We start from the raw sequence: 24815 nt of genomic DNA, 5'->3' as shown, positions 1-24815 counted from the left end.
TGCAGGCAAGTCGTTTTTGATCCTTTTTCAGGACAATGATCTTGTTTTGTACACTGGTTGCTGATTACCGTTATGCCATTGCATAGGTGGGGTTGGCCGTAGGTTGGGTGGGTTCAAAGATTAATGGCAAGGCAGCGTGGAATAAGTTCAGCAAGGAGCCATATGTATCTTATGTTGTAATAGAGGGTGGTACATTGTACAGTCAGCATACCAGTAAGGAAACATCGGGGCAGCTGGCAGGTTCAAAGTACGCGAAGCTAGGTACAGCAGTTTGCTTACTGCAATATAGCCTGACAGAAACTTATACAATTGTTTTGGACAAGCGTCTTATCTCAATCAATATGCTGACAAAGATCAATGCCCGGATTGATCAGATTGCGTGGCAGTACTGCGATGTGCCGGTAGCTTATTACCGGATGGGGCATGATTCCTATACCCGGTGTATGGCTGCATGGGAGAAGAGGAATGAAGAGGAAGGTATAGCCGCTAAAACTGTTAAAGAGGCCGCAAAAGGAGGCCTTTTGGTAGTCAGGGACATGGGGGAGGAAAATAGGGTCTTGGTAGAAGTACAACGCTTTAGTGCCGTTTATAGAGGTATGGATTCGGCAGCAGTGATGATGCTGTATGGTTCAATATAGGAATATAAAGGGCAATATGTCTTCAAGTATAAGAGCAGGTATAAGCAGTTGCTGCTTTTTGCAGAAAAGCAGGCAGGGTGAGTGAATGAGCTTGCCGGCTACCTGGAAGAAAGAGGCTAGTCTGTTACCGGATATGGCGGCGTTGCCGGTGCCAGGAAGGTCACTTTCTACGGACGTTGTTACGGCAGTAGCGGCTATGACTGGCCACAGATCAACATTGCTATGTACCATGATATTAAGACGAATAAGATCAGTAAACTGGTAATTACAGGCGCAGCTCTGTCTGTTGAAAGGTTGTTCATAGCGTATTTGGATATTGCTGAAATAAAGTTCGATAAGATACGGGCGAAAGGCACCTTCTACTATGAACTGTTGACAGACAAGATTACGCTCAATGGCAAGTCAGCATTGTCTGTACTGACGATTGCTGCTAATCCGGAAGTAACTGTGGCAGAAGAGTAGGAATAAGCTTATGGGAGGGGAGTGTATCAGTAGGTGTGTTGTCAGTAATATTTTGATACATTTGATGTCAGACATACATATTGCACCATGAAAAGAACTGAATGGTTTAAAAGAAAGTTCCCTGTAATGGATGATAATGGGCTACTACCATCCATAATAGAACGCCTGAGTGGCACCCCTGTACGTATTGAGGAAATAGCCGGTTCTCTGGATACTGACCTGTTGACATTGAAACGACCGGGTAAATGGAGCATCAAAGAGGAAATAGGACATCTGGGCGATATGGAACCATTGTGGGCCGGTCGCATTGATGATCTGAGCAATGGGCTTGCGGAACTACGCACAGCAGATCTGACTAACCAGGCTACACATACCGCGGATCATAACTCAGCCAAGACAATCATGTTGTTACAACGTTTCCGCCAGGAAAGAGAAGCATTAGTTCATAAACTATTCGCCCTGACTGACGGGCAGTTAGAACGGACCGCCTTGCATCCCAGGCTGAAGACACCTATGCGCGTTATTGACCTTGCATATTTTGTAGCAGAGCATGATGATCATCATCTGGCGAGTGTCAGAGAGATAATTAATAGCGCGACGGGACATATATAAGTCTGCGTTGTTATCAGAACGAACTGTGTGATTCTTACCCTGATGAACTGACTGGTAGCGCGAGATCATAATCATCCGGCGAGTGTTAGAGAGATATCTAAGGGCGCGGCGGAGTATGTGTAAGTTTGCGTTCTTATCAGAAGTAACTGGCTAGTAATGGATGGTCATAACCGTCTAGCGAGCCTGAGAAAGATAACTAACAGCATGAAGGTATGTGTAAGTTTCCGTTATTACACAAATGAACAGAGTGATTCTTATTCAGATGAACTGACTGGTAGCGCGAGATCATAATCACCTGGCGAGTATCGGAGAGATCACTTAGGGGGCGATGGGGTCTCTGTAAGCCTCCATTGCTATCAGAAGGAACTGAGTAGTTGAGCATGATCATAATCAACTGGCGAGTATCGGAGAGATAACTAAGGGCGAGAGGGAGTATGTGTAACCCTGCGTTCATACTGGAAGGAATTGACTGGTGGCGGATGGTCATAACCGTCTGGCGAGCCTTAGAAGATAACTAACAGCATGAAGGTATGTGTAAGTCTGCGTTGTTACACGAATGAACTGAGTGATTCTTATCCAGATGAACTGACTGGTAGCGCGAGATCATAATCATCTGGCGAGTGTTGGAGTGATATCTAAGGGCGCGGCGGAGTATGTGTAAGTTTGCGTTCTTATCAGAAGGAACTGGCTAGTAACGGATAGTCATAACCGTCTGGCGAGTCTTGGAAAGATAACTAACAGCATGAAGGTATGTTTAAGCCTGCGTTGTTACACGAATGAACTGAGTGATTCTTATCCAGATGAACTGACTGGTAGCGTGAGATCAGGGTCATCTGGGGAGTGTTAGAGAGATATCTAAGGGCGCGGCGGAGTATGTGTAAGTTTGCTTTTTTATCAGAGGGAACTGACTGGTAGCGGATGATCATAATCATCTGGCGAGTGTTAGAGAGATAATTAAGGGCGTGTCGGAGTATGTATAAGCCTTCGTTCTTACTGGATTGAACTGATTGGTAGCGGATGATCATAACCGTCTGGTGAGTGACAAAGAAATAACTAATGGGGTAAAAGGATGGATATAAGTCTGTGTTCTTATCCGAATAAACTGAACGGCAATTATAGATATGACAGCAACAAGCAAAAGAATATTGATCATTAACGGCTCCCTGCGTGGAGATACGGGCAATTCAGCAGCGATAGCTAGTACTGCATACAACATATTGAAGCATGATCTGCAACAGCAGGTGTTGCGACTAACCTTAACAGATCAGCTGCCATCAGTCCGGGAGGTATATGACCTGCTGGTTAGTTGTGACGGTTTTCTAGTAATCACTGGTGTATACTGGAATAACTGGAGCTCGCCGTTACAGCGGTTTATTGAAGTCAGTACCGCCTTTGAAAACACACCGGCATTCTTTGGAAAACCTGTTGCGTGTGCAGTCTCCATGGACTCTGTAGGCGGTATAGAAGTAGCTGCCAGGTTACAGGCAGTCTTTGGCGGATTAGGTTGCTGGACACCCCCGTGTTCCACTGTGGTTTTGTCCCGTACTGGGCAGGAAGCAATGGCAGCAACAGCAGGCAATGCAGATGATCCGAACGAAGACGTCTGGCGACTTAGTGATTTAAACATAGTGCTGCAAAACCTGACAACAGCCGCAGCTTTATCCCGTAGTAACTGGGTTGCCTGGCCACATAAAGAGCTCAATATACCAGACGGTCCCTGGCCGGCAATGAACGCTTTAGACATGGGATCCCCCAGATTCCTTCCCTGATACTATTGCCAACTGCGCATTTAAATAAGTACAAGTTGAAGAAGCAGGGTAAACTGCCTTTCCAGATATCGTAGGATACATTGCTTATACTTAACTCCTGCCTGGAAGCGAGGTGGTATCATATGTTTAATATGAGCGCTAATCCAGGCATATTGCTATAGCCTGGATTAATGCAAACTTTGTATCTTTATTCTACGTTACTCCCCATTAAATCTCCCTTTGTTTACTACCACTTGAATCCCCGATTGATTATTAACCTCAAAACACGCAACGTTTATGAGCGGATCAACAGGTATGCAGCAAAGTGCTGTCAATCCCAACAAGGCGCTATGGGAGAAAGGCGACTTTACCCGTCTGGCGGAAACTATGCGCGAAAGCGGTACAGAACTGATTGAAAAGATTGGCATTAAGCCAGGTAGTGACATACTGGACCTGGGGTGTGGGGATGGAACTACGGCTATTCCCGCCGCCAGACTTGGCGCAAATGTCTTGGGAATAGACATTGCCCGTAACCTCGTAGATGCCGGTAACAAACGGATCAGGGAAGAAGGGCTTACCAACATCAGCATCAGAGAGGGAGATGCAACCCACCTCAAAGGTGTTGCTGATGCAAGCTTTGACATGGTAGTCAGTGTCTTCGGTGCTATGTTTGCGCCGCAGCCTTTTGAAGTGGCGAAGGAAATGGTTAGGGTTACCCGTCCGGGAGGAAGGATTGTAATGGGCAACTGGATACCTGGCGATCCGACGCTAGTGGCCCGTATACTGAAGATCAGTGCAGCATATACACCGCCACCACCTGAAGGATTTGTAAGTCCGATGCTGTGGGGTGTGGAAAGTAATGTTATAGAGCGCTTCGGGCAAGCAGGTATACCGCCTGAGAATATCTCATTTGAGCGGGATATATATACTTTCATGGCCCCCTTTTCCCCGGTTGCTTTCGTGGACAGATTCAAACGCTATTATGGTCCAACGATGAATGCCTTTGAAGCAGCCGATAAGGACGGTAAGGCTGCTGAGTTGCAACGGGAACTAGAGGTGTTGTTTGAGCAGGAGAACAGAAGCGATGATCTGCAGAAGACAGCCATTCCAGCCACATTTCTAAGGGTCACAGTACAATGTTAGAAATGATAGGTAAGTTCACCAATAACTAAGCTTGCATGGCTAAATGATATCATTGCTGCGGCAGGTAACATGATGATATACTTTCAATAAATGGCGTGACACCAACCGCAGGGAATCACTCAATATTGCTTCCAGATTTTGGCAGATAGGCAGGGGCACGCAGTCTCTATCAAAGGAAAGAAATCCGCTATAACAGCGGATTTCCATTTAAAGCACCGACTTTCTAATGAGAAAGGTAATAGCTCGCTGACTTTATTTCGCAAAACTACTCACTTCAACAATTGCGTCTGCGAAGGCCTGTGGAGCTTCCTGGGGCAGATTATGTCCTATGCCGCCGGTGATGGTATGATGTGCATATTTACCTGAGAACAGCTTTACATAACCAGCAGGATTAGGGTGCGGTGCACCATTGGCGTCTCCTTCAAGTGTAACTGTCGGTACAGTAATGACAGGTCTGGAAGCCAGCTTTTTTTCCAGTGCATCATATTTAGGCTCTCCTTTGGAAATGCCTAGCCGCCAGCGGTAGTTGTCAATGACGATCTTAGTATGATCCGGGTTGTCAAAGGCAGCGGCCGACTGATTATATGTGGCTTCACTGAACTGCCATTTAGGGGAGGCGGTGTGCCAGATCAGCTTATTGAACTCGCGGGTATTGGCTGCATACCCTGCTTGTCCGCGGTCAGTAGCGAAGTAGAACTGGTACCACCAGGACAGTTCTGCTTCAGGAGATAATGGCGTCTTATTGCCCTGCTGACTACCAATCAGGTAGCCACTTACCGATACAAGTCCTTTCACGCGATCAGGCCAAAGCGCAGCCATAATATTCGCTGTACGTGCACCCCAGTCAAATCCGCCAACTACTGCCTGTTGGATATGCAGTGCATCCATAAAGGCAATCATATCTACCGCTACTACTGACTGCTGTCCGTTGCGGGGGGTATTCGCAGCAAGAAAACGAGTAGTGCCGTATCCACGCAGATAGGGTATCAGTACACGGAAGCCTTTTGCCGCCAGGATACCCGATACCTCCTGGTAGCTGTAGATGTCGTATGGCCAGCCATGCAGTAATATAACGGGCGGCCCATCTGCTGGTCCCACTTCTGCATAGCCAACATCCAGCACGCCTGCCTTGATCTGTTTGATAAGTTTGAACGGCGTGCCTGTAGAAGAGATGCGTGCCTGTTGTGATTGAGCGCTTGCACGCTGACTGCCACCTATACTGTATATGGCAAAGAGGAATATTGCTCCAAAGATAAACCTACGGAAGTGATTGTTGCTGTCCATGATATTTTAATTCATTGTGTGTAAATAATGCCTTTGTACCACTCATTTCCCCAACCCTGCATAGCAAATGTAGATGGATACTGTGCTCATTACCAATCCGGTATGTCTTGTAGTGGACATAATAACCCTTGAGTCGGACATTTCAGGGAGCGAGAAAAAGGGGATGAAGAAAATAGGAAAGGAGTAAGCTCAGGAGATTGACCACAAGGCAAATTATCTGCAGCGGCTGAGTGTAGCAGCGGATTTGGTTGCCAATCGTCATAAGATTAAGCAGGGTTATATGCTAAGCGAAGTGCATTGGAAATGGCGGTAGTTGCTCAACACAAATCTATCAGTGTTGCCGGCGACCCGCTGGTAGGAGACAAGCGGTGGAAGAGTAGAATGGTGCTAGAGAACAAGCAGTGGAAGGGTAAAACGGTGGTAGAAAAGAAGTAGCGGAGGGCTAGAACGGTGGTAGGAAACAAGCAGCGGAAGAGTAAAAAGCTGGTAGAAAAGAAGCCGCGGAGGTGTAAAACGGTGGTATAAAACAAGCAGTGTAAGTGTAGAACGCTGGTAGGAAACAAGCAGCGGAAGAGTAGAACGGTGGTATAAAACAAGCAGTGGAAGTGTAGAACAGTGGTATAAAACAAGTAGCGGAAGAGTAAAATGGTGGTAGAAAGGAAGTAGCTGAAGAGTAGAACGGTGGTATAAAACAAGCAGATGAAGAGTAGAATGCTGGCAGAAAAGAAGAAGAGGAGGGTTACAACGGTAGTAGAAAGCAAGCAGCGGAAGAGTAGAACGGTGGTATAAAACAAGCAGTGGAGGTGTAGAACAGTGGTATAAAACAAGCAGTGGAAGAGTAGAATGGTGGTAGAAAGGAAGTAGCGGAAGAGTAGAACGGTGGTATAAAACAAGCAGATGAAGAGTAGAATGCTGGCAGAAAAGAAGAAGAGGAGGGCTACAACGGTAGTAGAAAGCAAGCAGCGGAAGAATAGAACGGTGGTAGGAAACAAGTAGCAGAGGGCTAGAATGGTGGTAGGAAACAAGCGGTGGAAGTGTAGAACAGTGGTAGAAAAGAAGTAGCGGAGGGCTAGAACGGTGATCTCCTCATTAATGAAAGATGTACTAAAGAAGAAGGCAGACCAATAGGGCAGACTGACCACCGCGGTTGGTATATCTGCACCGGGAAGACTTCCTGATATACCTTCACCTGGCGTCAACCCTGCACATCTGATCACTATTAAGTTACTACATGTTGCTTTCTGGGAAGGTATGGACCATAGTTACGCACAAGCGACGTATGAGGTGCTACAAGAAAATAACGGCGGCCATAAAGTAAAGGCAGACTGGGAAGTAGTGCAACAGGTAATTGTTCCATTCCGAAGCAACATCCTGATCCTTCAGGTGCACCAAATTCGGCAGACCGCTGTTTTAATCATCAGGTAAGTTGTCCATCAGCGGGGATGCCCTATGGCTTAGTTCCCTGCGAACGGCGTTCCGAATATACCTACCGCCAGTTCAGCCCACACCAGCAATAATGCAAGCAATATACCTGTGCATAGTATTATGCGGGTGGAAGTTTTCTTTACCTTTCGTAATACCAGCTCTACAAACAGGCCTGTCCCGAATAACAGAAACCCTGCTATTACAAAGTCAGATAATGTCCATACCACTTCAGTGGTAAATTGCATCGCTACTAGTGGCATAAGCAGTAACAGTGCGGCTGCCATCATAATTCCGGTAAGCCTCTGATTAGCTGTGATCATAACATTGTCAGTTTTACGGTAGATAAATAATATGCTATCATAAGAGAACCTGTCTCTATGAAATTCAAGCGGACAATACATGTTGTCCCAAGGATAAAAGCGCTTTGCAATTCAAAGTAAAGGCATATTTATGATACAAACAAAAGAATTTTTATACCTGCCCGCACGGTAATTTCATACCTGATTCAGGTAATTATGTTATCGTCCATTATCTTGAGAAAGGGCAAGTTAACCTTGAGCATGTTCAGCCGGCGCTGATAGACAACCGGAAAGGGTTATCCAATATACCATCTTCGCAATGTAAGTGCTTACTCAACTCAATGGAGCGCTCAGTGGTGAGCGTGTTGAAACAGCCGGCTCCAGCCTGTCGCTTTATCCCATGTCAGCTGCTGATAATAAGCCTTGTATCGGGTGCTTTCATCCTGGGTGGGGAGAAATACACTCAGACCACTATAACGCCGGATAGTATGGTCGAAAAACCGGGTAGTGTGACCGCTGTAGATCACCACCTGCTGCAACTGCTCCAGCACAGGCGCAATTGCCGGCTGACTATAATTCTGTTCCAGATAGTCCGCAAAATCATAGGCGGGTACACCTACTCCCTGCTGGAAGTTCAGGGTCTGTAACTGCTTTAGTACAAAGCCAGGTTTGGGTGTATAAGCATCTACCAATGCAGCGCAGGTGGTAGCAAGTGCGTCTAACCCGGCAGTGGCTGTGAGCGATACGGTAGCGGAGGCCTCCGGGCCAGGCTGCTGCTGGTAATGCCGGATATAATAAGCGGCTGCTGTCGTCAGTTCGGCAACCCCGCCAAACAGGAGTGAGGTCATCTCCTCATAAGGAAAGCCCGTACTCAGTACCTCGGCGGCAGAAGCAAGTATGTACCGGGTATTCTTTCTCAACTCGTATGCTACTTCTATACTACCCATCGAACAGGCATCAAACAGTATAAACTCCAGATCCTTAGGAAGGGCCGCTGCCAGTACGCTGATGTCCATCTCCCGGTTATTATCCGCGCCAAACGATTCAGGTATTGCTATATCCGCAGGCGGTGCCCAAGAGGTGGCGTGCGACCAGAGTATCAGTCCGTAGGAACGGGCAGGATGCAGGCTCCGGGCATCTGCCATCACAGCGGATAGTAATGCCGGGTCAGAAGTATTAGCTAACGGGTAGCTTTTCAGGGTGTCACTGACGATACTCATGCCGGCAGCATATTTTATCTTCAGCAGATAGGCTGCTGCAGTATCAGTTTTAATCAATGCCAGCAGACTGCCATTAAGGTCTTTAGCCCCCTGCTGCAGCTTACGGATACTGTTCAATGCTTCACCGCGAAGGTTATTATTTGCTGCCAGATATACCAGCACCATTCTGTGACCTTCATCATGTACGGGCAAACCTTCTTTATGGCAAGACAACAACATCACCATTGCCAGCAATACTGCACTGTACCGCCAAGTGGTAGTCCTTTTTATCATCAGGGCCATTGTATATCTGTCCATACAGATTGTTGCATGTTTTCCAGGGTAATTTTCTCTTCCGCCGTATCCAGCCTCAGCTTAAACTTGTAGATGGTATTACCCTTTACTGCCTTCTCCGGCAGTATTACGCCAGCGTATGTTTTGTCTGCTACCCTGATCACTACCTTCACTTCCATAGACGGATACCAGTCTCCGGTTACGATAGCCCGGTATTGCTGGGCGCTGCCATTGTACTGAAACGGCGGAAATAGCTTGTTAAATTCGCTGAGGAGTAGTTGTCCGCCGGCAGGCATACCCAGTACCTCAAAATCAAGCAAGGCATTTGCATGTGACAATGACACATTGTTTAACTCCTGACCCGGCACACCTGCATATTTACCTGATAGCATATCTGACATATTCAGGAGTTGCAGGTCTGTCTGTGGATGTATCTCCGGTAGCGGGCTACCTTCTTTCACCGGCAGAAAGGCAATATCATCGACATAGCCTGACCGGTAATAGTAAATGCGCGGCTCTTCTGCGGCAGGCAATGGTGTAACCAGCGTAGAATCGCTTGTAATAAGGAATTTATGCGGATGTTGGGTTGCTTCGCCATGGATTTTACCCTCTTTGACAGTGGCATTATAAAAGCTTCTGCCTACTACCAACCGCCAGTTCGTACGCGCACTAACGTCAGTATTTAAAGGGGTGGCAACGATATTGCTAACCACTATGTAGTTGTCGTCTTCTCTGGTATCAGTGTCTTTCTTACATGCTACAAACAGTGGTAAGAAGCATAATAATATCAAGAGGTACTTTGGGATGGATTGTGTTTTCATTTCCGGGTTATTTTTATCATGTGGTGATTAGCGGACGTGGACCGCTACTCAATATAAAACAAATCAATGAACAATTGCTTAGTTACGGGACTGCAATGTGTTTAGCAATTCAGTAAATGCCGCCGGTGGCGTGAAGCGAATGCTCTTTTCTGTCAGCTCAAACGGTAGCCGCGTGAATGTATTGTGATGATGCCAGTACAGACCATCGCTGATAGATCCCGGACCTTCATTATACATCGCGCTGATAATAGGCATCAGGGTATTGCAGGCATTGACCACATGCAGGTCCAGGATAGGATACAGGAAGATGGCATGCCTGTTGGGAATAGCTACCAGTGCGCCATGAGGGCCGCTGATCTCTGGCAGGCTTCTGATATCCAGGGCAATATTCGGCGCGTAAAAATGATCTGCTTCTGCAAACCAGCAAGCTATATCACCGATCTGCTGCAATCGCAGTGGCGACTCATAACGTTGCCTGATATTGTCAATGCCGATGCGGAACAACTCCTCCTTACTTCTGTTCCAGCCAGCAATATCCTCGATACTGACCGTCTTGACGCAATGTGGCAGATCATACACCAGCATGGCTACAATGTCTTCCGTCACCATAGTAGAAACAGTCACATTTTCATGCAGGGATGCCAGGTAGTCTTTATGGTATAACCTAACGCCAATATATTCTTCCACTAACGAAAACTCTTTAGAGTCCTGCGCAAACTGCGTGTTAAACATCATGATCTGCTCAATCTGATCAAACTGGTGGGCGATCATTTCAGGCCACGTTGCCGGCGACGATTGTTTGCAGCTCTGCGCAAGATTCATCAACCCCAGTCTGTTACCTCCGAAACGATCCGTAACTACTTCTACAACACCGTCTTCGATGGTGTGGGGCAGCTGCCTGTTGTCAAAATATGCCGCCACCAGTGAGATGAAGTTTTCATATTCTTTCACAGTGAAAAAATTGGCCCATACAGGTACCCTGGCTTTATTTTTACCGCGTCTGAAAAAGGAAAACATACCGAGCATTTTTGTGGTGATCAATCGTATAGTAAGATACTGCTTTTATCGATGCGTTGGCTATCCTGTGGCGTTTCAAGCCACAAATAAGCGAAAATTTCGCGGGTATCAAATCCCGGGGCCAGCATCACTGATTATTTCATAATGGCGAGGCTGTAACCTTGCATCTATGTCTGGTTTGCTGATACAAAACCTGCAATATCATTCAGCCGGATCCACCCTGACAGTCTCCTGTAAATGTTAACTTTAGCGACTACCAATACAGACAGAAATGGCAAAACAACAATCACTCATCAGGTTTACCGGTAAACTGGGCAACCTGATTGGCTACGAACGAAATGGCAGACAGTTCCTGCGCCGGATGCCGGAAAAAGTCAGACAAACGCCTGCAACCCGGCTGGCGGCACAACGTTTCGGAATCGCCAGCAGGCGAGGGGCGCTGATCCGCAAAGCTATAACCGGTGAACTGGACTTACGCGGCGACAGCACATATATCAACCGGTTAACACGTTCGCTGATCAGCTCCGGCGGACATGCACTGAAGACGCTGGAAGGCTTCCGTTTCCATCAGCAGGGCTCCATTAGCCGCTTTTTCCATCTGGTACCTAAGCTAACAGCAGATGGTATTTTAGATATCCCTGCACAGGCGATGCCTGTATGCTCCGGCATTGATGCAATAGAAGTGAAGGTGGTTGCGGCAAAGATCAGTTTTTCCAGCGGAGAGATTATCGGTACAACTACGCAAGTCATCGTACTGAATACGGCCAAAAGGTTTGACGGAGCTATGCTTCCGTTGCATGTCCCGGGGCGGGGTACGCTTGTCGTGACTATGCAGGTGCGGGGTATGCGGCAGGGACTGATCATAGGAAATGCCAGATACCTGGCGGCGGATATTGTCGGTGTTATACTACCAACAGTCCGGCGGGAGCGTTTGGGCATCTGCCATCAGACTATGTTACCAGATGCAATGCGCCTGCCACTGACTATTGTGCGTACGCCTTGGCGAGGGGTATATTCTCATGCGCTACTTGAATAATCCGTAATGCCTGATCTGCTTGTGTTGTTGCCTGAATATATTCATTACTCACTGTACACCTCACTTATACCAACTCCCGGCCTTCGTCCCCATATGCCCGCTGCAAAATGTTGCGGAGGGCCGACTATTGCGCTCGCGGCGCCCTGATTTCCGGCTGACCATTCGCTATCACTATTTCCTGACAGAAAAATGCTACCGTATCAAGTCCACGTCTTCGTCTACCTGACTATACCCAGTGTTCGTCTACAGACAAGGGCATTACAGTCTCTCACAGCAAGCGTAACCGCCCGGCAACATCCCATCCATCAGCAAAACGGTATCCGGTATTCCTCCGTAGACAAGGGCATTACAGTTTCTTACTTGAAACAAACCTTCCCGTCCAACTCGCAACCATCAGCAAAACGGTACCCGGTATGCATCCGCAGATAAGGGCATTACAGTTTCTTACTTGCAACAAACCTGGCCGTCCAACTCGCATCCGTCAGCAACACGGTATCCTATATGTATCCGCAAACAAGGGCATTACAGTTTCTTACTTGCAACAAACCTGTCCGTCAACATCCCGTTCATCAGCAAAACGGTATCCTGTATGCATCCGCAGACAAGGGCATTACAGTTTCTTACTTGCAACAAACCTAGCCGCCAACATCCCATCCATCAGCAACACGGTATCGGGCATTCCTCCGCAAATAGTGGCATTACAGTCTCTTACAGCAAGCGTAACCACCCGTCCAACTCGCAGCCATCAGCAACACGCCACCCGGTATTCGTCTACAGATCGCGGCTTTATAGTATCTTACTCTAAGCAAACCTGCCTATCCATCAGCAACATTCCACCCGGTTAAAGTTCTCCGCCGTGAGTTTACCTACCCGCAGAAGCCGACGCCTTCTGTCAAACCTTAACAGCGTTAATACAGCATAGCCGGCACAGCTATGCGGTTACGGGGCTTGCCATAGTCATGGCTGGCGACGTGCAGGCATCCATGTCATATCTCCTGCAAGTTGTTTATCCTGCCCGCTGCGGATTAAAAGCTGTACCTGGAAGTACCGGTGTCAGCCTTATAATCTTCTTAAAAAAATAATATCTAATTTGATAATTTATAATTACATTTAGGATAGATTCTTTGATTTGAGCATGTTGCTACGGAACTATTTTTTATTTCTACGGTAATAACTAATCTTCTCAACTTATAGCGCTCACGCAGGTAGTCTTTAGAATCTAATTTCCTGTAATCTTATTCATCACAACGTTCATTTTTTTGAAACCTACGCCGGATACTTTTGCTTGTACAGCCAGTTCCGTGTTCAGCTAAATATTATACTGCAATTATGTCATTTATTGAGAATGTACTTGCCCGCCCGTCTTATGGGTGGAAAACAAGTGAAGGTACGCTTGTGAAGCCTACAGCCAGACAGCTTTTCGGAGAGTTTTTCAGCAGACTGAATATCTTCGCCACGAGAAAAAACTGGTTACCATTTTTCGCCTGGACAAGTTTATTGTGCCTCCTGCCGGCATTCTTTACCTTCATCTATTTGCAGATACAGGACTTCAACATCTGGTATCTGCTGATCGCTTTCGTGTACGGAATGATCTTTATGGGTACACATGGCACGATCTGGTATCACCGTTATGGTACACATCACGCATACACATTCCGTAATAATTTCTGGCGCTTCTTTACAGCTAACCTGGTGTTTAAAATGATCCCTGACGAGATCTATGTGGTGTCACATCACGTGCATCATTCCCTGTCAGATCAGCCGGGCGACCCTTATAATGCAGAAGGTGGTTTCCTGTACTGCTTCCTGGCAGATGTGAATCATCAGCCTATCGCCAAAGACCTCAGCGAAGAAGACTATAACAAGGCAGTGGCTATGATGCGCCATACCGGTACCAAGGCAAATACTTACGCACAGTACCAGAAATGGGGTTCCATCGCCCGTCCTTTACATACTATACTCGGCACAGCTGCTAACTGGGCATTCTGGATTGCCGTGATGTATGCAATCGGCGGACTATACCTGGCTGTAGCTGTCATGGCGGGTACCTTTGTATGGGGTGTAGGTGTAAGAACCTTCAACTATGAAGGTCATGCGAAAGGTGAAACAAAACATGTAGAAGGTTTTGATTACAACTTCAAAGATAAATCTATCAACCAGTGGTGGCCTGGTATCGTTGCAGGAGAATGGCATAATAACCATCATCTTTATCCTGCCAGTGCACGGTCCGGTTTCCTGAAAGGACAGGTAGACTTTGCCTGGTATTATATCAGAACGATGAAATTCCTCGGCGCTGTCACTGCCTGCCGCGATTCCAAACAACAGTTCCTGGAAACATACCATAAGCCTTACCTGGAAGAAGTAAAACGCCTGAAGCATGCAACAGTTGCGCCGGCGAGGGCAACCAGGTAGTCCATCTTTATCCATCTTTCTTTGCCATAAATAAAAAGGAGCTGCAGATCTGATCTGCAGCTCCTTTTGTGTTCTTATACAAGCTTTCTTTCAGCGCATGTGTGCAGCTATTTTACAAATTTGTTCACCACTTTATTAAGGGTGAGACCCTGCACGATCACCGAGAAGATCACGATGATATAGCTGGCGGACAGGATCAGCTCTTTGTAAGGGGAATCTGGTAACGACAGTGCCAGTGCAACGGAAATACCGCCCCTTAAACCTGCCCATACCAGTATCGCCGTGTTGTTCACTGACATGTTCAGTGAACGGCGTAATGCCAGTGCTGGCACCAGAATACTAACACCTCTTGCGATCAGTACGAACAGTATCGACAACATACCGATGAACCAGTAGTGACCGATAAATGGTAATACCACAATCTGTAAACCAATCATTACGAACAGGATGATGTTCAGCAATTCGTCAATTAACTCCCAGAACTGATGCAGGTACTTTTGGAGGCCGGCATTGGTTTTTGCTCCGATAGAGGAACTACCCAAAATCAAACCTGCCGCTACTGCAGCCAGTGGAATAGAGACGTGTAACATACTACCTAGTACAGATATCGCCATTACCATGGAAATAGAAACCAGGATAGCGGTCTGGAACTCATGGATCTTCTTGGTAAGATAGCCCGTGATAAATGCTACGCCGGCACCAAGGGCCAGGCCGCCAAATACCTCTTTAGCAAATAACTCTGTGGCATGTCCGAAGGAGAAGGTGGCTTCCTGCGCCGCAACTTCGCCGATCGTTACAAACAGGATCAGGCCCACACCATCATTCAATAATGATTCGCCGGAAATGATCGTTTCCAGCGATGAAGGTATCCTGGACTTCTTCAATACCGATAGTACAGCTACGGGATCCGTCGGAGATATCAATGCGCCAAACAGGAAACAATATACCAGTGGAAGATCTATACCCAGCATGGTGGTGGTGAAATCAAGCAGAAAGCCGAAGATAACCGTCGAACCAACTACGCCAATAGTACTTAATATCAATACAGGCTTACGCTGTTCCCGCAATTTCTTGTACTCAAAATGAAAGGCACTCGCAAACAGCAGGAATGCCAACATGATGTCCAGCAGTGTTTTAGTGAAATCAATACTGCTCGTGAGCTCACGGATGAAATTGAATGCCGTGGGAAACGCTTTACCTGTAACCAATATAAATACAGACAGCAGAATGGACACGAACATTACGCCGATAGCACCAGGTAATTTGATAAATCTTAGATTGATGTAGGAAATTAATGCGCTGATAGTGATGAGAGCTGTAATGAGTGTAAACGTATCCATTCTATTATTCATTTGGTGAAGCGGTGAATATACAAAAAAATCCCAGCCAGGCCCAATCTGCTTTGTGATTTATATGATTAGATATTACGAAAACTTATAAATGTCTCCCGGCCAGGCTCTTTCCGCCCTTTGCCCAACCGGCGGCTAATCGCCTTCAGGAGCGACAAACACGCCCTGAAGCACGCCATTCTCATACTCCCGCAATGCAACTGTACATCATCCGCAGTAAATTTTTACCTGCCGGTAGCCCGCCTTACCCGTGCACGCGCCTGTATCAGCATCACCACGTAGATACATCACAGCTTCACGGGACCGTAATAATGTACATCTTTTCGTCATAACGTCCATTTTACGCCTGCATTTATAGTACTATTTTAGCCCACGTATTGAATGTAGCCGTTGATAAAAATGACATCTTTACAAATTCCCATTAACCAGTTATCTATGCGCAGATTTCTTTTCAGCTTAGTATTTATCTTATCCGGTTTATCCCTGTATAGTCAGTCTCCGCAAGACGTCAGTCTTAACGGCACGTGGTCTTTTATTACGGATAAGGATGCAGTCGGACTGCAATCAGGATATCCAGGCGGACTTCCCCCTGCCGCGATACAAGTACCGGTTCCTGGCACCTGGAATATACTTGCAGGATTGGAAGACTACCAGGGAACAGCCTGGTATCATAAGAAATTTGTAGCTGGTAAAGACTGGGCTACGAAACGCGTGCTGTTGCACTTCGGTGCGGTATATCATGATGCTGTTGTCTTTGTAAATGGTAAAAAGGCCGGCGAACACCTGAATGCCGGATATACCCGGTTTACACTTGAAATATCCGCCTTTCTCAAACCCGGCGCGTCTAACGATATCGTTGTGTCAGTCTCCAATCAGCTATCTGCTGTCAATCTGCCTTACATGGCCTCGTTTGACTGGCCCAATGATGGGGGCATCACCAGAGATGTAAGTTTACATATCACTGATGCATTGGCCATCAGTCAAGTACGGGTAACGCCGTCGGTGGATTTCCGCGACAGTACCGGCGCAGCTACTGTAAGCGTAGCCCTGTTTGGTGCAGCTCCAGATGCCGCAGATCTGAGCTTTGTCCTGAAGGAGAAGAAAAGTGGTAAAGTGCTGTTTGACGGGAAGAAGTCAGTCGTTAACAAGGATCATACTTTCACATTTGATATCCCTAAAGGGAAAGTTACCCCCTGGCATTTTGATCATCCTTTTCTGTACGAGCTGACCGTAACGGCACATGCGAAAGGGAAGGTGTCTGACAGGAAGACAGTACGTTTCGGCTACCGGACGGTAGAGATCAAAGGCAATCAGCTACTGCTCAACAAAGAGCCTGTGCGACTGCCAGGTATCGAATACATGCCCGGCAGTAACCCCCAGTACGGCGCTGCGGAGCCGCGGGAGTATATTGACACTGTCGTACGCCTGATGAAGCGGATGAATATTGTTATCACCCGGTTCCACTGGCAGCAGGATGAAGCATGGCTTGACCTGATGGACGAGGCGGGCATCCTGGTGCAGGAGGAGATACCCTGGTGGCAGGCTCCGGCTAAACTTACGCCGGCACTGATGACGACCGCTCAGCAACATCTCAATGAGATGATCCGGGCTCACTACAACCATCCCTGTATTTTCGCGTGGGGTATCAATAATGAGGTGCGTTCCACACAGGCAGACAACCAGGCCTTAAAGACATTTGCGCATAACCTGGATAATACCCGGATGGTGACTGTGATAGGCAATCACCTGGACACAAATCTGGAGAAAGACCCTTCACTAATGGCTGATCTTCCTACGTGGAATGAATATGTGGGCACCTGGAATAAAGCGAAGCGGGAAGACCTTCCGGGAAAATTCAACAACATTGAAAAAGTGCTGGATAACAGGCCATTGCTGATTACAGAACATGGTTTGTGCGAGCCGGCATTTACCGGGGGCGATGCGCGAAGGGCGGATGATATGTTATACCATATCAATGAATGGCGTAAACAGCCTTTCATTGCCGGGTTTATTTATTTCTGCCTGAACGACTACCGTACGCAGATGGGAGAAGAGGGGATTGGTAAATTCAGGATCCGGCGTCATGGCGTTGCGGATGCCAGTCTGCAACCTAAAGCTACCTTGTCAATATTACAGCAGCTTTGTAGTCCGGTGGATATTACTAAAGTGGTCAAGAACAGTGAGACGGCAGCGGATATCGCCATCATGGTCAAACACACAATTCCTTCCTACACATTGAGAGGCTATGTACTGGAGTACCGCACAAAAGCCGGCGATATGCAAAAGATACCGCTGGCAGATCTTAAGCCGGGAGATACCGCAGCCTTTCAGCTAAAGGATGTGAATGTGCGATATGCATTTGAAATCAAAAGACCTACCGGTGAGGTAGTGGTAGCTTATTAGTATCAATGACTGACAGATCAGCACACGACTGTGGAACACTTTTGCCTGCTCCCGGTTGATATAGTGCCCGGGCCGCATGAAAGAGCCGTGATGGCATCCGGGAGTGCTGTAGTAGTTTGCCGGATATTGGTTGGTAAAGGCCGGCATCCGGGCTACCTTGTTCGCAAATGGCCAGCAGCAGGTCCCCAAATACGGTGCGGACTACCATTCTTTGAATTTTGCAATAATTAATTTGAATGATAAAACGGTAATTGAAACAGCCTGCTTTACTTTTGTTGCATAAATTCTAAGGACGTATAGTATGTTACAGAGTGCATCAGACAAGAGGAAACGTATTGCAACAACGCTGGCTTTTATTTCAATTCCGCTATCGGGATTCGTCACGGATATTTATTTACCATCATTTCCTGCAATGGCCAAGGGCCTCCACGCAGAGGAAAGCGCTATCCAGCTGACCCTGACCTGCTTTTTCATTAGCTATGGCATCTCGCAGTTGCTGGTAGGGAGTCTGCTGGACAGTATCGGCCGTTTCAAGCCAGCGATGTGGGCCCTCGGCGCGCTGATTGTTACCTCCCTGCTGATTGGTATGACCAACAACGTACACCTGATCTGTCTGCTCAGGGTATTACAGGGTATTGCGGTAGCATTTGTGGTGATCTCCAAACGCGCCTTCTTTGTAGATATGTACAGCGGGGATAAACTGAAGAACTACCTGAGTTATTTCACGATTATCTGGTCCTGCGGCCCCATTGTCGCGCCCTTCCTCGGCGGCTACCTGCAGCAGTATTTTCACTGGCAGGCCAATTTCTACTTTCTTGCTATCTATGCAGGGCTGATGCTGATATTTGAACTGATCTACAGCGGGGAGACCATCGCCTTACGTAAACGCTTTGATCTGGCACGTATAAAAGCAGATTATACCATGGCGCTGGGCAATCTCAGTTTCGTAATGGGAATTGTTATTCTCGGACTGGCTTATTCCGTAGTGCTGGTCTTCAATATCGGCGGACCGTTTGTTATTGAGAACACCTTTCACTTCAGTGCTATTGTAACCGGGTATTGCACCCTTATTCTGGGTTTTTCCTGGATGATCGGGGGAATAATCGGAAAACGACTGATCCACGTCAATTTCGTGCGTAAAATCACTGTGGCATCGACTACGCAGCTACTACTGATCATCCTGTTGCTGGGGGTAGGTTATGTGGCTCCGCAATTGTGGTGTTTCATGATCTTCGCGTTTATCATACACATCTGTTCAGGCTTCCTGTACAACGTACACTTTACTGATACCATGCTTTTCTTTCCGCAGCATGCGGCGATGGCTTCAGGATTGCTTGGCGGGCTGGTATATGTCATTACTTCACTATCAAGTTTTGTACTGGCAAAAACAGGCAGGATGACTACCCACCAGGATATGGCGCTGCGATACCTGTTGCTGTCCGGTGTATTGAGTGCGGTGGTGTGGTTGGCAGTCAGCAGACGTAAAGCCGCCCTGCTGAAAACTGCTGTCGCGGTCTGATCGACGGAGAACGGTCATCTTCTAAAGCAGGAAGCCTCCGGTGGTACACCGGAGGCTTCTTATGTGTATGACAGCGGTGCTGTTATTGTTTCAGTATTTTGGTCTTACTGATGGTTCCATCTTTACGTTCAATGGTGACAATGTAAACACCTGGTGTCAATGAGGATACACTCAATGTATTACCAGGGTTCTTCACTTTGATCACTTCTTGTCCGCCGAGGCTGTAAATGCCAAGCACCTTCACTTTTTCATTGCCTCTGATATATAGCTGCTCACTTACCGGATTGGGTGTGAGTGTCACGGCGTTATCTTCCGGAACAGGCTTGTATGCCTGTGTCTGTGCCCTTGCGCCGGCAGCGGCGGTGATCGTGAAATAATTCAGATTAAAGCCGCCGGTAGTAGTGGCAAGTCCCAGGTTATAGGTACCTGCGGGCAGCGTCACGGTATGGGCCGCATTACCCCAGTTCTGCCAGCCGCCGGTATTAGGCAGCGTTACAGCGCCCAGTTGGGTGGCTCCGGCATCTTTTTCCAGTCTCAGTACCATGTTTGCATTAGGCGTAGCTACCCGGTAGTCAATGCGATAAAGGCCGGTGGATGGAATGGTGACTTCGTAGGACATCCAATCACCCGCGTCTATCCAGCCAACGTTTTGTCCGCCGCCGGCATCCGTGGTGGCTTCCACATCCACCCCTGACATGAAGTTGTAATTTTCTGCCTGGATAATGTTACCCGTAGTTGTATTGCCCTCTACTTTCAGTGAGGTAGCGAGGTCATTCCAGCCATTATCAACCAGGCAGGCGTCGTCAGCGGTGACAGTCAGCGAGGTACCCGTGAAGTTATCGTTCTGGTACAGGGTTACCTTGTAACCGGCAGCTACTTTCAGCGAAGAGATGTCATCGTTAAGGATGCCCAATGTATTCAGCTGGCCCAGGGTATAGTTACCAGTAGTGAGGTTGACCGCCGTTCCCGTATAGTTGCAGTCTTTGTAGACAGTCACGGGACCTGTTTGTCCGACACCGGCAAACCCGCCGATCGTTACTGTTGCTCTAATAGCAGAAGAAGCATTGATAGTAGACGACTGATCAAACACATCATCATAACAGAAACCGTAACTTTTGCCCTGGTAGGTAATATCGGTACGATGCCAGAAGCTGGAATACCAGTTGTAGGGAGAGAGCTTGTAGTATTTGGATGGCGTGCCTACATCCTGGGTAGCGCCTGCTGGCAGGTTCAGGTCGATGGCGTGCCGGTTCATAGCTGCGCAGAGCTGTGCCTGTACAACCTTATCGAGGGCTTCGCCGGTAGCCAGTGCGCCACTGCCTTCCAGTACTTCGATATTGGTGGGCTTGCGGGCAATGACACCTACTTTGCCGTCGGAAGCGCGGGTGAAGGTAAAGACGTTACCGGATACACGGCCGCTCCATGTACCGGCATCACCTGAATTAAATACCAGGTTATTGTTCTGGTACCTGGCCCAGATAGCATCGACGTAGGCATTGTAATAGGCAGACTGCGCCCCGCTCAGGAAAGCGGTTGTTTTGGAGGGACATTTGATGATACCGTTAGTAGCATCGTAACAGGCTGCAAACGCCGCCGGCGCATTGGCCTGCCACAGCGAAAGGATCTGGTTGTGCGGCAGTATCTCGCCCACTTTCTGATAGAAGCCTCCGTTGCCCCATACTTCTAGTCCCATGGGATAGTGGTAGCCATCCACACGGGTCGTATTGGACCAGAGGCCGTTAGGAGCGTTGGCCACCTCGATGATTTCGTACCGGATGCCCTGGTTGGGATCCGTCGGATTGGCCAGATTAGGCGCAGCGTAACCGCTTGGCGCACCTGATGCACCAAAAAAGTAAAGAAACAGCTGCGAGTTGAACGAAATCAGGATACGGCAGCCTTTAATGCCGGGAATACTGACCGTTTTGTTAGGGATCTCACTGAGCCGTGCAAAACAATTGGCATACAATCCGTTACCGCCAGGTCCCATATTACCGTTGATGACAGGACCAGGTACGGTGTTGTTGGATGGACTCATGAGATTGACCGCACCGGTTTTCGGATTGATCCAAACGTAATTGTCGTTGACGATTCCGACAATGCCTACATACACATTCGCGTCGGCATACGCTGAATTGTTGTAGAGGGTAAAAGGCACCGGCGCTTGCGCCATTACATGGTTACTAACCGGTAAAGCCATAGCGAGTACCAGTACCAGGTGGGCGCAACAGGCCCTGACGAGGGAAAAGAAAGGTCTGATTTTCATAGTTGGGTTTTTACGTGAACAAAGATCTACCCTAATTTACCGCAATTTCCGGGTACAACCCTGTACCAGGATGCGGGATGCAGTATAATATTCCCTGTCTCTATTATTTGGCGATGAATACTACGGCGCTTGCGGCCATGTCAATGCACTGAATATGAATACTTCGCCCCGGGAACGTGGCGGCGGAGAGGCAGGGTCGTGGGGGTGTTCGATAGTACTCATTCCTGTGACGGTTAGTGGGAGGAGAGGTATTCAAGCCTGTTGCTTAATAGGATGCTTTGCCGGGCTGGCGGCGGAGAGGAGGAAACGTGGGGGTGTTGGATAGTACTCATTCTTGTGGTGCGTGGCGGGTAGAGAGGTGTCCAAGCCTGTTGCTTAATACGATGCTTTGCCGTGCTGGCGGCGGAGAGGAGCGGATGTGGAGGTATTGGACAGTATTCATTCCTGTGGCGGTTAATGGGTAGAGAGGTGCTTAAGTCTGTTGCTTAATACGATGCTTTTCCGGGCTGGCGGCGGAGGGGAGGGGATGTAGGGGTATTGGATAGTACTTATTCTTGTGACAGGAGGCGGGAGGAGAGGTATTCAAGCCTGTTGCTTAATACGATGATTTGCCGGGCTGGCGAGGGAATGGAGGGGATGTAGAGGTATTGGATAGTATTCATTCCTGTGGCGCATGGCGGGTACTGAGGTGTCCAAGAAAGACCCTGTAATACTGATTTCTCAATGAACTTTACAATAAAAACTATAGTTTCGTTGCATAACCAGATACCTTGAAAAGAATACTTTTTATCCCGTTACTGTTGATTGTTTCTCTGTTACATGCGCAATCTGTTAAGCCGGTAAAACCTGCACCGGGCGACCAGCAACTTCCGAATCATTGTGTAAGAAAGCATACTTATGGTCCTGAAACGCGCATGACATTCCACCCATTTGACAAGGCTGCTCAGATACAATTGATCTCCTTTGATGGAGTAGTGACGATATCTGACAAAAAGCAGTTTGAGATATACAGTGCAGACCCGCAGATGCTAGAAGATACGGTGATGCCGCTGGTAGTGAAGGAAAGGGTGTTACTGAACGCGGAACAGATCGGACAACTTACGGACCTGTTGTTTAATTATGGCTGTACAGGCGCACATACTGTACATGACTGCTATATACCACATCACGCGATTACTTTTGCAGATGCTGAAGGAAAAGCGTTGGCCTTCATAGAGATATGTTTTCAATGTGCCAATACGCGAGAAAGCGATTCAAGGTTTCATATGGAACCGTTGTGCGCAGACAAGCTGGCCATGATTAAAGCTTTGTTCAGAGATGCAGGTATAAAGTTTGGAGTTAGCGATAGGAGTTAGGACTTAGCTGTTATACCGGTAGCCTGTAAGCGTAGCTGTGATACGGCTGATTGTTCATTGCAATATGCTGGTGTCAGGAGATAGTTGCTTCGCCTATCATTAGTCAGGTCGGCTGCTGCACGGATGGTGCTTTTCTGATGGAATAGTCGTTTTTTACTGATGCCTGTATTTTCAGTAACCGCATTTCAGCCGCTTCGCGGCCTGTTTCGGCGGTAGGTTGAGCAAGGCTTGTTAAACCAGGATATTCCAGGCCGGCAGAGCCGTCTTTAAGAAAGCCGGCAATCGCGTTATCTCCGGGAATACGCAATCCCTTGTTTCTGATCACTATCATGGCGGTGGTAGCAGTAAGGTGATTAAGTGCAAATAGAGCGTCCGGCGGGTTGTTCTGTTCCACGAAATTTTTCATGTAGATCTTTACCTTTTCTTTGGTAAGATCGTAAGACAGCATCAGATCCAAATTGTATGGGATACCCTGCTTCTTCAGTGCATCCAGGTAGCCTTGTCTGCGCAGGCGTGTATTCACCAACTACGCTGGTCCGGCAATATGTAGTATACATTTTCTGCTATTATTAAAAACAGATTTATTAACTATCTTCCGCAACGAAAATATTCCACATGAAGATACGTTTATGGCATTTGTTAGCCATTACTTTAACAATGCCCGCAATTGCCAGCGCACAGGAGTTTATGCCCTTATATCCTGATAGTGTAGTCAATAGTCGTAAAGCTCCCAACCAGGAAATAAAAAATGAGAAAGAAGGCAGCCTGTCTTTCCAAAAGGTGTCTGTTCCTACTGTGCAGCTTTTTCGTGCACCACCTGATAAAGCCAATGGAACGGCGATGGTGGTTTGTCCGGGCGGAGGCTATACCTTTCTTGCTTATTCACACGAGGGCATCAACTTCGCCCGAAAACTCAATGATCTTGGTATTACGGTGCTGGTATTGAAATACAGGATGCCTGATGATGCTACCATGTGGGATCGTAATACAGGGCCTTTGCAGGATGCACAGCAGGCTATCCGGCTGCTGCGGCAGCATGCGAAGGAGTGGCATGTAGATGTTAACAGGGTAGGACTGATGGGCTCTTCTGCCGGTGGGCATCTGGCTGCCACAGCCGGTACGCATTTCGATAAAGCATATATTCCAAATCCCGAAGGCACAAATCTGCGTCCCGACTTCCTCGTACTTGTATATCCGGTGGTGAGTATGGAAGACAGTCTTACACATAAGGGGTCTAAAAAGAATCTGATAGGCGATGATGCCCCGGCAGAAAAAGTGCATATGTTTAGTAACGAGCAGCAGGTAACTTCCCGTACGCCGCCCACGTTCCTGGTACATGCCAGCGACGATAAAACAGTTGTCGTAGGTAACAGTATTGCGTTTTATACAGCGCTTGTTCAACACAAGGTTCCCGCAGAATTGCATGTCTACCAGCGCGGCGGACACGGTTTTGGGTTGCGCACCAGTAATCCTGACGAACATTGGTTTGAACGACTGGAAAACTGGTTACGCGGTAATCAATGGCTGAATAAATAA

21 protein-coding genes are annotated in these 24815 nt (G+C 47.6%); 12 read left to right on the top strand and 9 right to left on the bottom strand.

Translation table 11 applies throughout. The annotated features are described in order from the left end of the window. Positions 1-86 precede the first annotated feature (86 nt). Positions 87-638: a hypothetical protein gene (locus tag K1Y79_RS28620; protein WP_220253658.1), complete on the top strand. Its 552-nt coding sequence runs from the start codon at positions 87-89 to the stop codon at positions 636-638. On the opposite strand, the gene K1Y79_RS28615 is transcribed toward K1Y79_RS28620, so the two are convergent. After that, positions 630-869, bottom strand: a complete 240-nt coding sequence (locus K1Y79_RS28615) for a hypothetical protein (RefSeq protein ID WP_220253657.1) — start codon at positions 867-869, stop codon at positions 630-632. The genes K1Y79_RS28620 and K1Y79_RS28615 overlap by 9 nt on opposite strands. Here K1Y79_RS28615 and K1Y79_RS28610 point away from each other — a divergent pair. The 4 genes from K1Y79_RS28610 (at position 861) to K1Y79_RS28595 (ending at position 4603) form a co-directional block, all read left to right on the top strand. Then, entirely contained in the window at positions 861-1100 is a 240-nt protein-coding gene (locus K1Y79_RS28610; RefSeq protein WP_220253656.1) for a hypothetical protein, read from the top strand. The genes K1Y79_RS28615 and K1Y79_RS28610 overlap by 9 nt on opposite strands. Positions 1101-1187: 87 nt before the next feature. Further along, positions 1188-1712 (top strand): DinB family protein, encoded by a 525-nt coding sequence (locus tag K1Y79_RS28605; RefSeq protein ID WP_220253655.1) that lies wholly within the window; start codon positions 1188-1190, stop codon positions 1710-1712. Positions 1713-2833: 1121 nt separating this feature from the next. Then, positions 2834-3481, top strand: coding sequence for an NAD(P)H-dependent oxidoreductase (locus K1Y79_RS28600; RefSeq protein ID WP_220253654.1), 648 nt, complete (start codon positions 2834-2836; stop codon positions 3479-3481). 276 nt (positions 3482-3757) lie between these two features. Continuing rightward, on the top strand, positions 3758-4603 hold the full coding sequence (locus tag K1Y79_RS28595; RefSeq protein ID WP_220253653.1) for a class I SAM-dependent methyltransferase: 846 nt from the start codon (positions 3758-3760) through the stop codon (positions 4601-4603). 252 nt (positions 4604-4855) lie between these two features. Here the strand turns inward: K1Y79_RS28595 and K1Y79_RS28590 are convergent, their stop codons facing one another. After that, positions 4856-5887, bottom strand: coding sequence for an alpha/beta fold hydrolase (locus K1Y79_RS28590; protein WP_220253652.1), 1032 nt, complete (start codon positions 5885-5887; stop codon positions 4856-4858). A 303-nt stretch (positions 5888-6190) separates the two neighbouring features. Between K1Y79_RS28590 and K1Y79_RS29390 the strand changes: the two genes are divergently transcribed. After that, positions 6191-6322 carry a hypothetical protein gene (locus K1Y79_RS29390; RefSeq protein ID WP_262903211.1) on the top strand — a complete coding sequence of 44 codons (132 nt, stop codon included), beginning with the start codon at positions 6191-6193 and terminating at the stop codon, positions 6320-6322. Between the two features lie 1019 nt (positions 6323-7341). Here K1Y79_RS29390 and K1Y79_RS28585 read toward each other — a convergent pair. From K1Y79_RS28585 to K1Y79_RS28570, 4 genes are all read right to left on the bottom strand, one after another. Next, a complete protein-coding gene (locus tag K1Y79_RS28585; RefSeq protein ID WP_236059913.1) occupies positions 7342-7632 on the bottom strand; it encodes a hypothetical protein in 291 nt (96 codons plus the stop codon). Between the two features lie 329 nt (positions 7633-7961). Then, complete coding sequence (locus K1Y79_RS28580; RefSeq protein WP_220253651.1) at positions 7962-9128, bottom strand: clostripain-related cysteine peptidase; 1167 nt, start codon at positions 9126-9128, stop codon at positions 7962-7964. Further along, positions 9104-9925 carry a hypothetical protein gene (locus K1Y79_RS28575; RefSeq protein WP_220253650.1) on the bottom strand — a complete coding sequence of 274 codons (822 nt, stop codon included), beginning with the start codon at positions 9923-9925 and terminating at the stop codon, positions 9104-9106. Before K1Y79_RS28575 ends, K1Y79_RS28580 begins: the two co-directional genes overlap by 25 nt. 78 nt (positions 9926-10003) lie before the next feature. Further along, positions 10004-10942, bottom strand: a complete 939-nt coding sequence (locus K1Y79_RS28570) for a hypothetical protein (protein ID WP_220253649.1) — start codon at positions 10940-10942, stop codon at positions 10004-10006. Between the two features lie 271 nt (positions 10943-11213). Between K1Y79_RS28570 and K1Y79_RS28565 the strand changes: the two genes are divergently transcribed. After that, positions 11214-11978: a hypothetical protein gene (locus K1Y79_RS28565; protein ID WP_220253648.1), complete on the top strand. Its 765-nt coding sequence runs from the start codon at positions 11214-11216 to the stop codon at positions 11976-11978. A gap of 1329 nt (positions 11979-13307) precedes the next feature. After that, positions 13308-14390: a fatty acid desaturase family protein gene (locus K1Y79_RS28560; RefSeq protein WP_220253647.1), complete on the top strand. Its 1083-nt coding sequence runs from the start codon at positions 13308-13310 to the stop codon at positions 14388-14390. A gap of 107 nt (positions 14391-14497) precedes the next feature. Here K1Y79_RS28560 and K1Y79_RS28555 read toward each other — a convergent pair whose 3' ends face one another. Continuing rightward, positions 14498-15730: a cation:proton antiporter gene (locus K1Y79_RS28555; RefSeq protein ID WP_220253646.1), complete on the bottom strand. Its 1233-nt coding sequence runs from the start codon at positions 15728-15730 to the stop codon at positions 14498-14500. 444 nt (positions 15731-16174) lie between these two features. On the opposite strand from K1Y79_RS28555, the gene K1Y79_RS28550 reads away from it, so the two are divergent. Beyond that, a complete protein-coding gene (locus tag K1Y79_RS28550; RefSeq protein ID WP_220253645.1) occupies positions 16175-18142 on the top strand; it encodes a glycoside hydrolase family 2 protein in 1968 nt (655 codons plus the stop codon). Between the two features lie 301 nt (positions 18143-18443). Then, entirely contained in the window at positions 18444-19661 is a 1218-nt protein-coding gene (locus tag K1Y79_RS28545) for an MFS transporter (protein ID WP_220253644.1), read from the top strand. 82 nt (positions 19662-19743) lie between these two features. On the opposite strand, the gene K1Y79_RS28540 is transcribed toward K1Y79_RS28545, so the two are convergent. Next, positions 19744-21924 (bottom strand): beta-1,3-glucanase family protein, encoded by a 2181-nt coding sequence (locus K1Y79_RS28540; RefSeq protein WP_220253643.1) that lies wholly within the window; start codon positions 21922-21924, stop codon positions 19744-19746. A gap of 770 nt (positions 21925-22694) precedes the next feature. On the opposite strand from K1Y79_RS28540, the gene K1Y79_RS28535 reads away from it, so the two are divergent. Then, the gene (locus K1Y79_RS28535; protein ID WP_220253642.1) at positions 22695-23279 is read left to right on the top strand and encodes a hypothetical protein; all 585 of its coding nucleotides are present in this window, start codon (positions 22695-22697) and stop codon (positions 23277-23279) included. Between the two features lie 103 nt (positions 23280-23382). Here the strand turns inward: K1Y79_RS28535 and K1Y79_RS28530 are convergent, their stop codons facing one another. Continuing rightward, positions 23383-23802 (bottom strand): substrate-binding domain-containing protein, encoded by a 420-nt coding sequence (locus K1Y79_RS28530; RefSeq protein ID WP_220253641.1) that lies wholly within the window; start codon positions 23800-23802, stop codon positions 23383-23385. A 92-nt stretch (positions 23803-23894) separates the two neighbouring features. On the opposite strand from K1Y79_RS28530, the gene K1Y79_RS28525 reads away from it, so the two are divergent. After that, positions 23895-24815 carry an alpha/beta hydrolase gene (locus tag K1Y79_RS28525; protein ID WP_220253640.1) on the top strand — a complete coding sequence of 307 codons (921 nt, stop codon included), beginning with the start codon at positions 23895-23897 and terminating at the stop codon, positions 24813-24815.

This window comes from Chitinophaga rhizophila (genome assembly GCF_019492185.1).
GTDB classification, from domain to species: Bacteria; Bacteroidota; Bacteroidia; order Chitinophagales; family Chitinophagaceae; genus Chitinophaga; species Chitinophaga rhizophila.
Note: the sequence above shows the minus strand (reverse complement) of the source record. Positions and strands in the feature narration are given on the sequence as shown.

What these genes read in the sequence shown, in the direction of transcription:
- K1Y79_RS28580 (WP_220253651.1), bottom strand. Translation starts at nt 9,128, where the DNA reads ATGGACAGATATACAATGGCCCTGATGATAAAAAGGACTACCACTTGG.
- K1Y79_RS28595 (WP_220253653.1), top strand. Translation starts at nt 3,758, where the DNA reads ATGAGCGGATCAACAGGTATGCAGCAAAGTGCTGTCAATCCCAACAAG.
- K1Y79_RS28540 (WP_220253643.1), bottom strand. Translation starts at nt 21,924, where the DNA reads ATGAAAATCAGACCTTTCTTTTCCCTCGTCAGGGCCTGTTGCGCCCAC.
- K1Y79_RS28575 (WP_220253650.1), bottom strand. Translation starts at nt 9,925, where the DNA reads ATGAAAACACAATCCATCCCAAAGTACCTCTTGATATTATTATGCTTC.
- K1Y79_RS28605 (WP_220253655.1), top strand. Translation starts at nt 1,188, where the DNA reads ATGAAAAGAACTGAATGGTTTAAAAGAAAGTTCCCTGTAATGGATGAT.
- K1Y79_RS28615 (WP_220253657.1), bottom strand. Translation starts at nt 869, where the DNA reads ATGGTACATAGCAATGTTGATCTGTGGCCAGTCATAGCCGCTACTGCC.
- K1Y79_RS28570 (WP_220253649.1), bottom strand. Translation starts at nt 10,942, where the DNA reads ATGTTTTCCTTTTTCAGACGCGGTAAAAATAAAGCCAGGGTACCTGTA.
- K1Y79_RS29390 (WP_262903211.1), top strand. Translation starts at nt 6,191, where the DNA reads ATGGCGGTAGTTGCTCAACACAAATCTATCAGTGTTGCCGGCGACCCG.
- K1Y79_RS28600 (WP_220253654.1), top strand. Translation starts at nt 2,834, where the DNA reads ATGACAGCAACAAGCAAAAGAATATTGATCATTAACGGCTCCCTGCGT.
- K1Y79_RS28525 (WP_220253640.1), top strand. Translation starts at nt 23,895, where the DNA reads ATGAAGATACGTTTATGGCATTTGTTAGCCATTACTTTAACAATGCCC.
- K1Y79_RS28565 (WP_220253648.1), top strand. Translation starts at nt 11,214, where the DNA reads ATGGCAAAACAACAATCACTCATCAGGTTTACCGGTAAACTGGGCAAC.
- K1Y79_RS28550 (WP_220253645.1), top strand. Translation starts at nt 16,175, where the DNA reads ATGCGCAGATTTCTTTTCAGCTTAGTATTTATCTTATCCGGTTTATCC.
- K1Y79_RS28545 (WP_220253644.1), top strand. Translation starts at nt 18,444, where the DNA reads ATGTTACAGAGTGCATCAGACAAGAGGAAACGTATTGCAACAACGCTG.
- K1Y79_RS28590 (WP_220253652.1), bottom strand. Translation starts at nt 5,887, where the DNA reads ATGGACAGCAACAATCACTTCCGTAGGTTTATCTTTGGAGCAATATTC.
- K1Y79_RS28585 (WP_236059913.1), bottom strand. Translation starts at nt 7,632, where the DNA reads ATGATCACAGCTAATCAGAGGCTTACCGGAATTATGATGGCAGCCGCA.
- K1Y79_RS28560 (WP_220253647.1), top strand. Translation starts at nt 13,308, where the DNA reads ATGTCATTTATTGAGAATGTACTTGCCCGCCCGTCTTATGGGTGGAAA.
- K1Y79_RS28610 (WP_220253656.1), top strand. Translation starts at nt 861, where the DNA reads ATGTACCATGATATTAAGACGAATAAGATCAGTAAACTGGTAATTACA.
- K1Y79_RS28555 (WP_220253646.1), bottom strand. Translation starts at nt 15,730, where the DNA reads ATGGATACGTTTACACTCATTACAGCTCTCATCACTATCAGCGCATTA.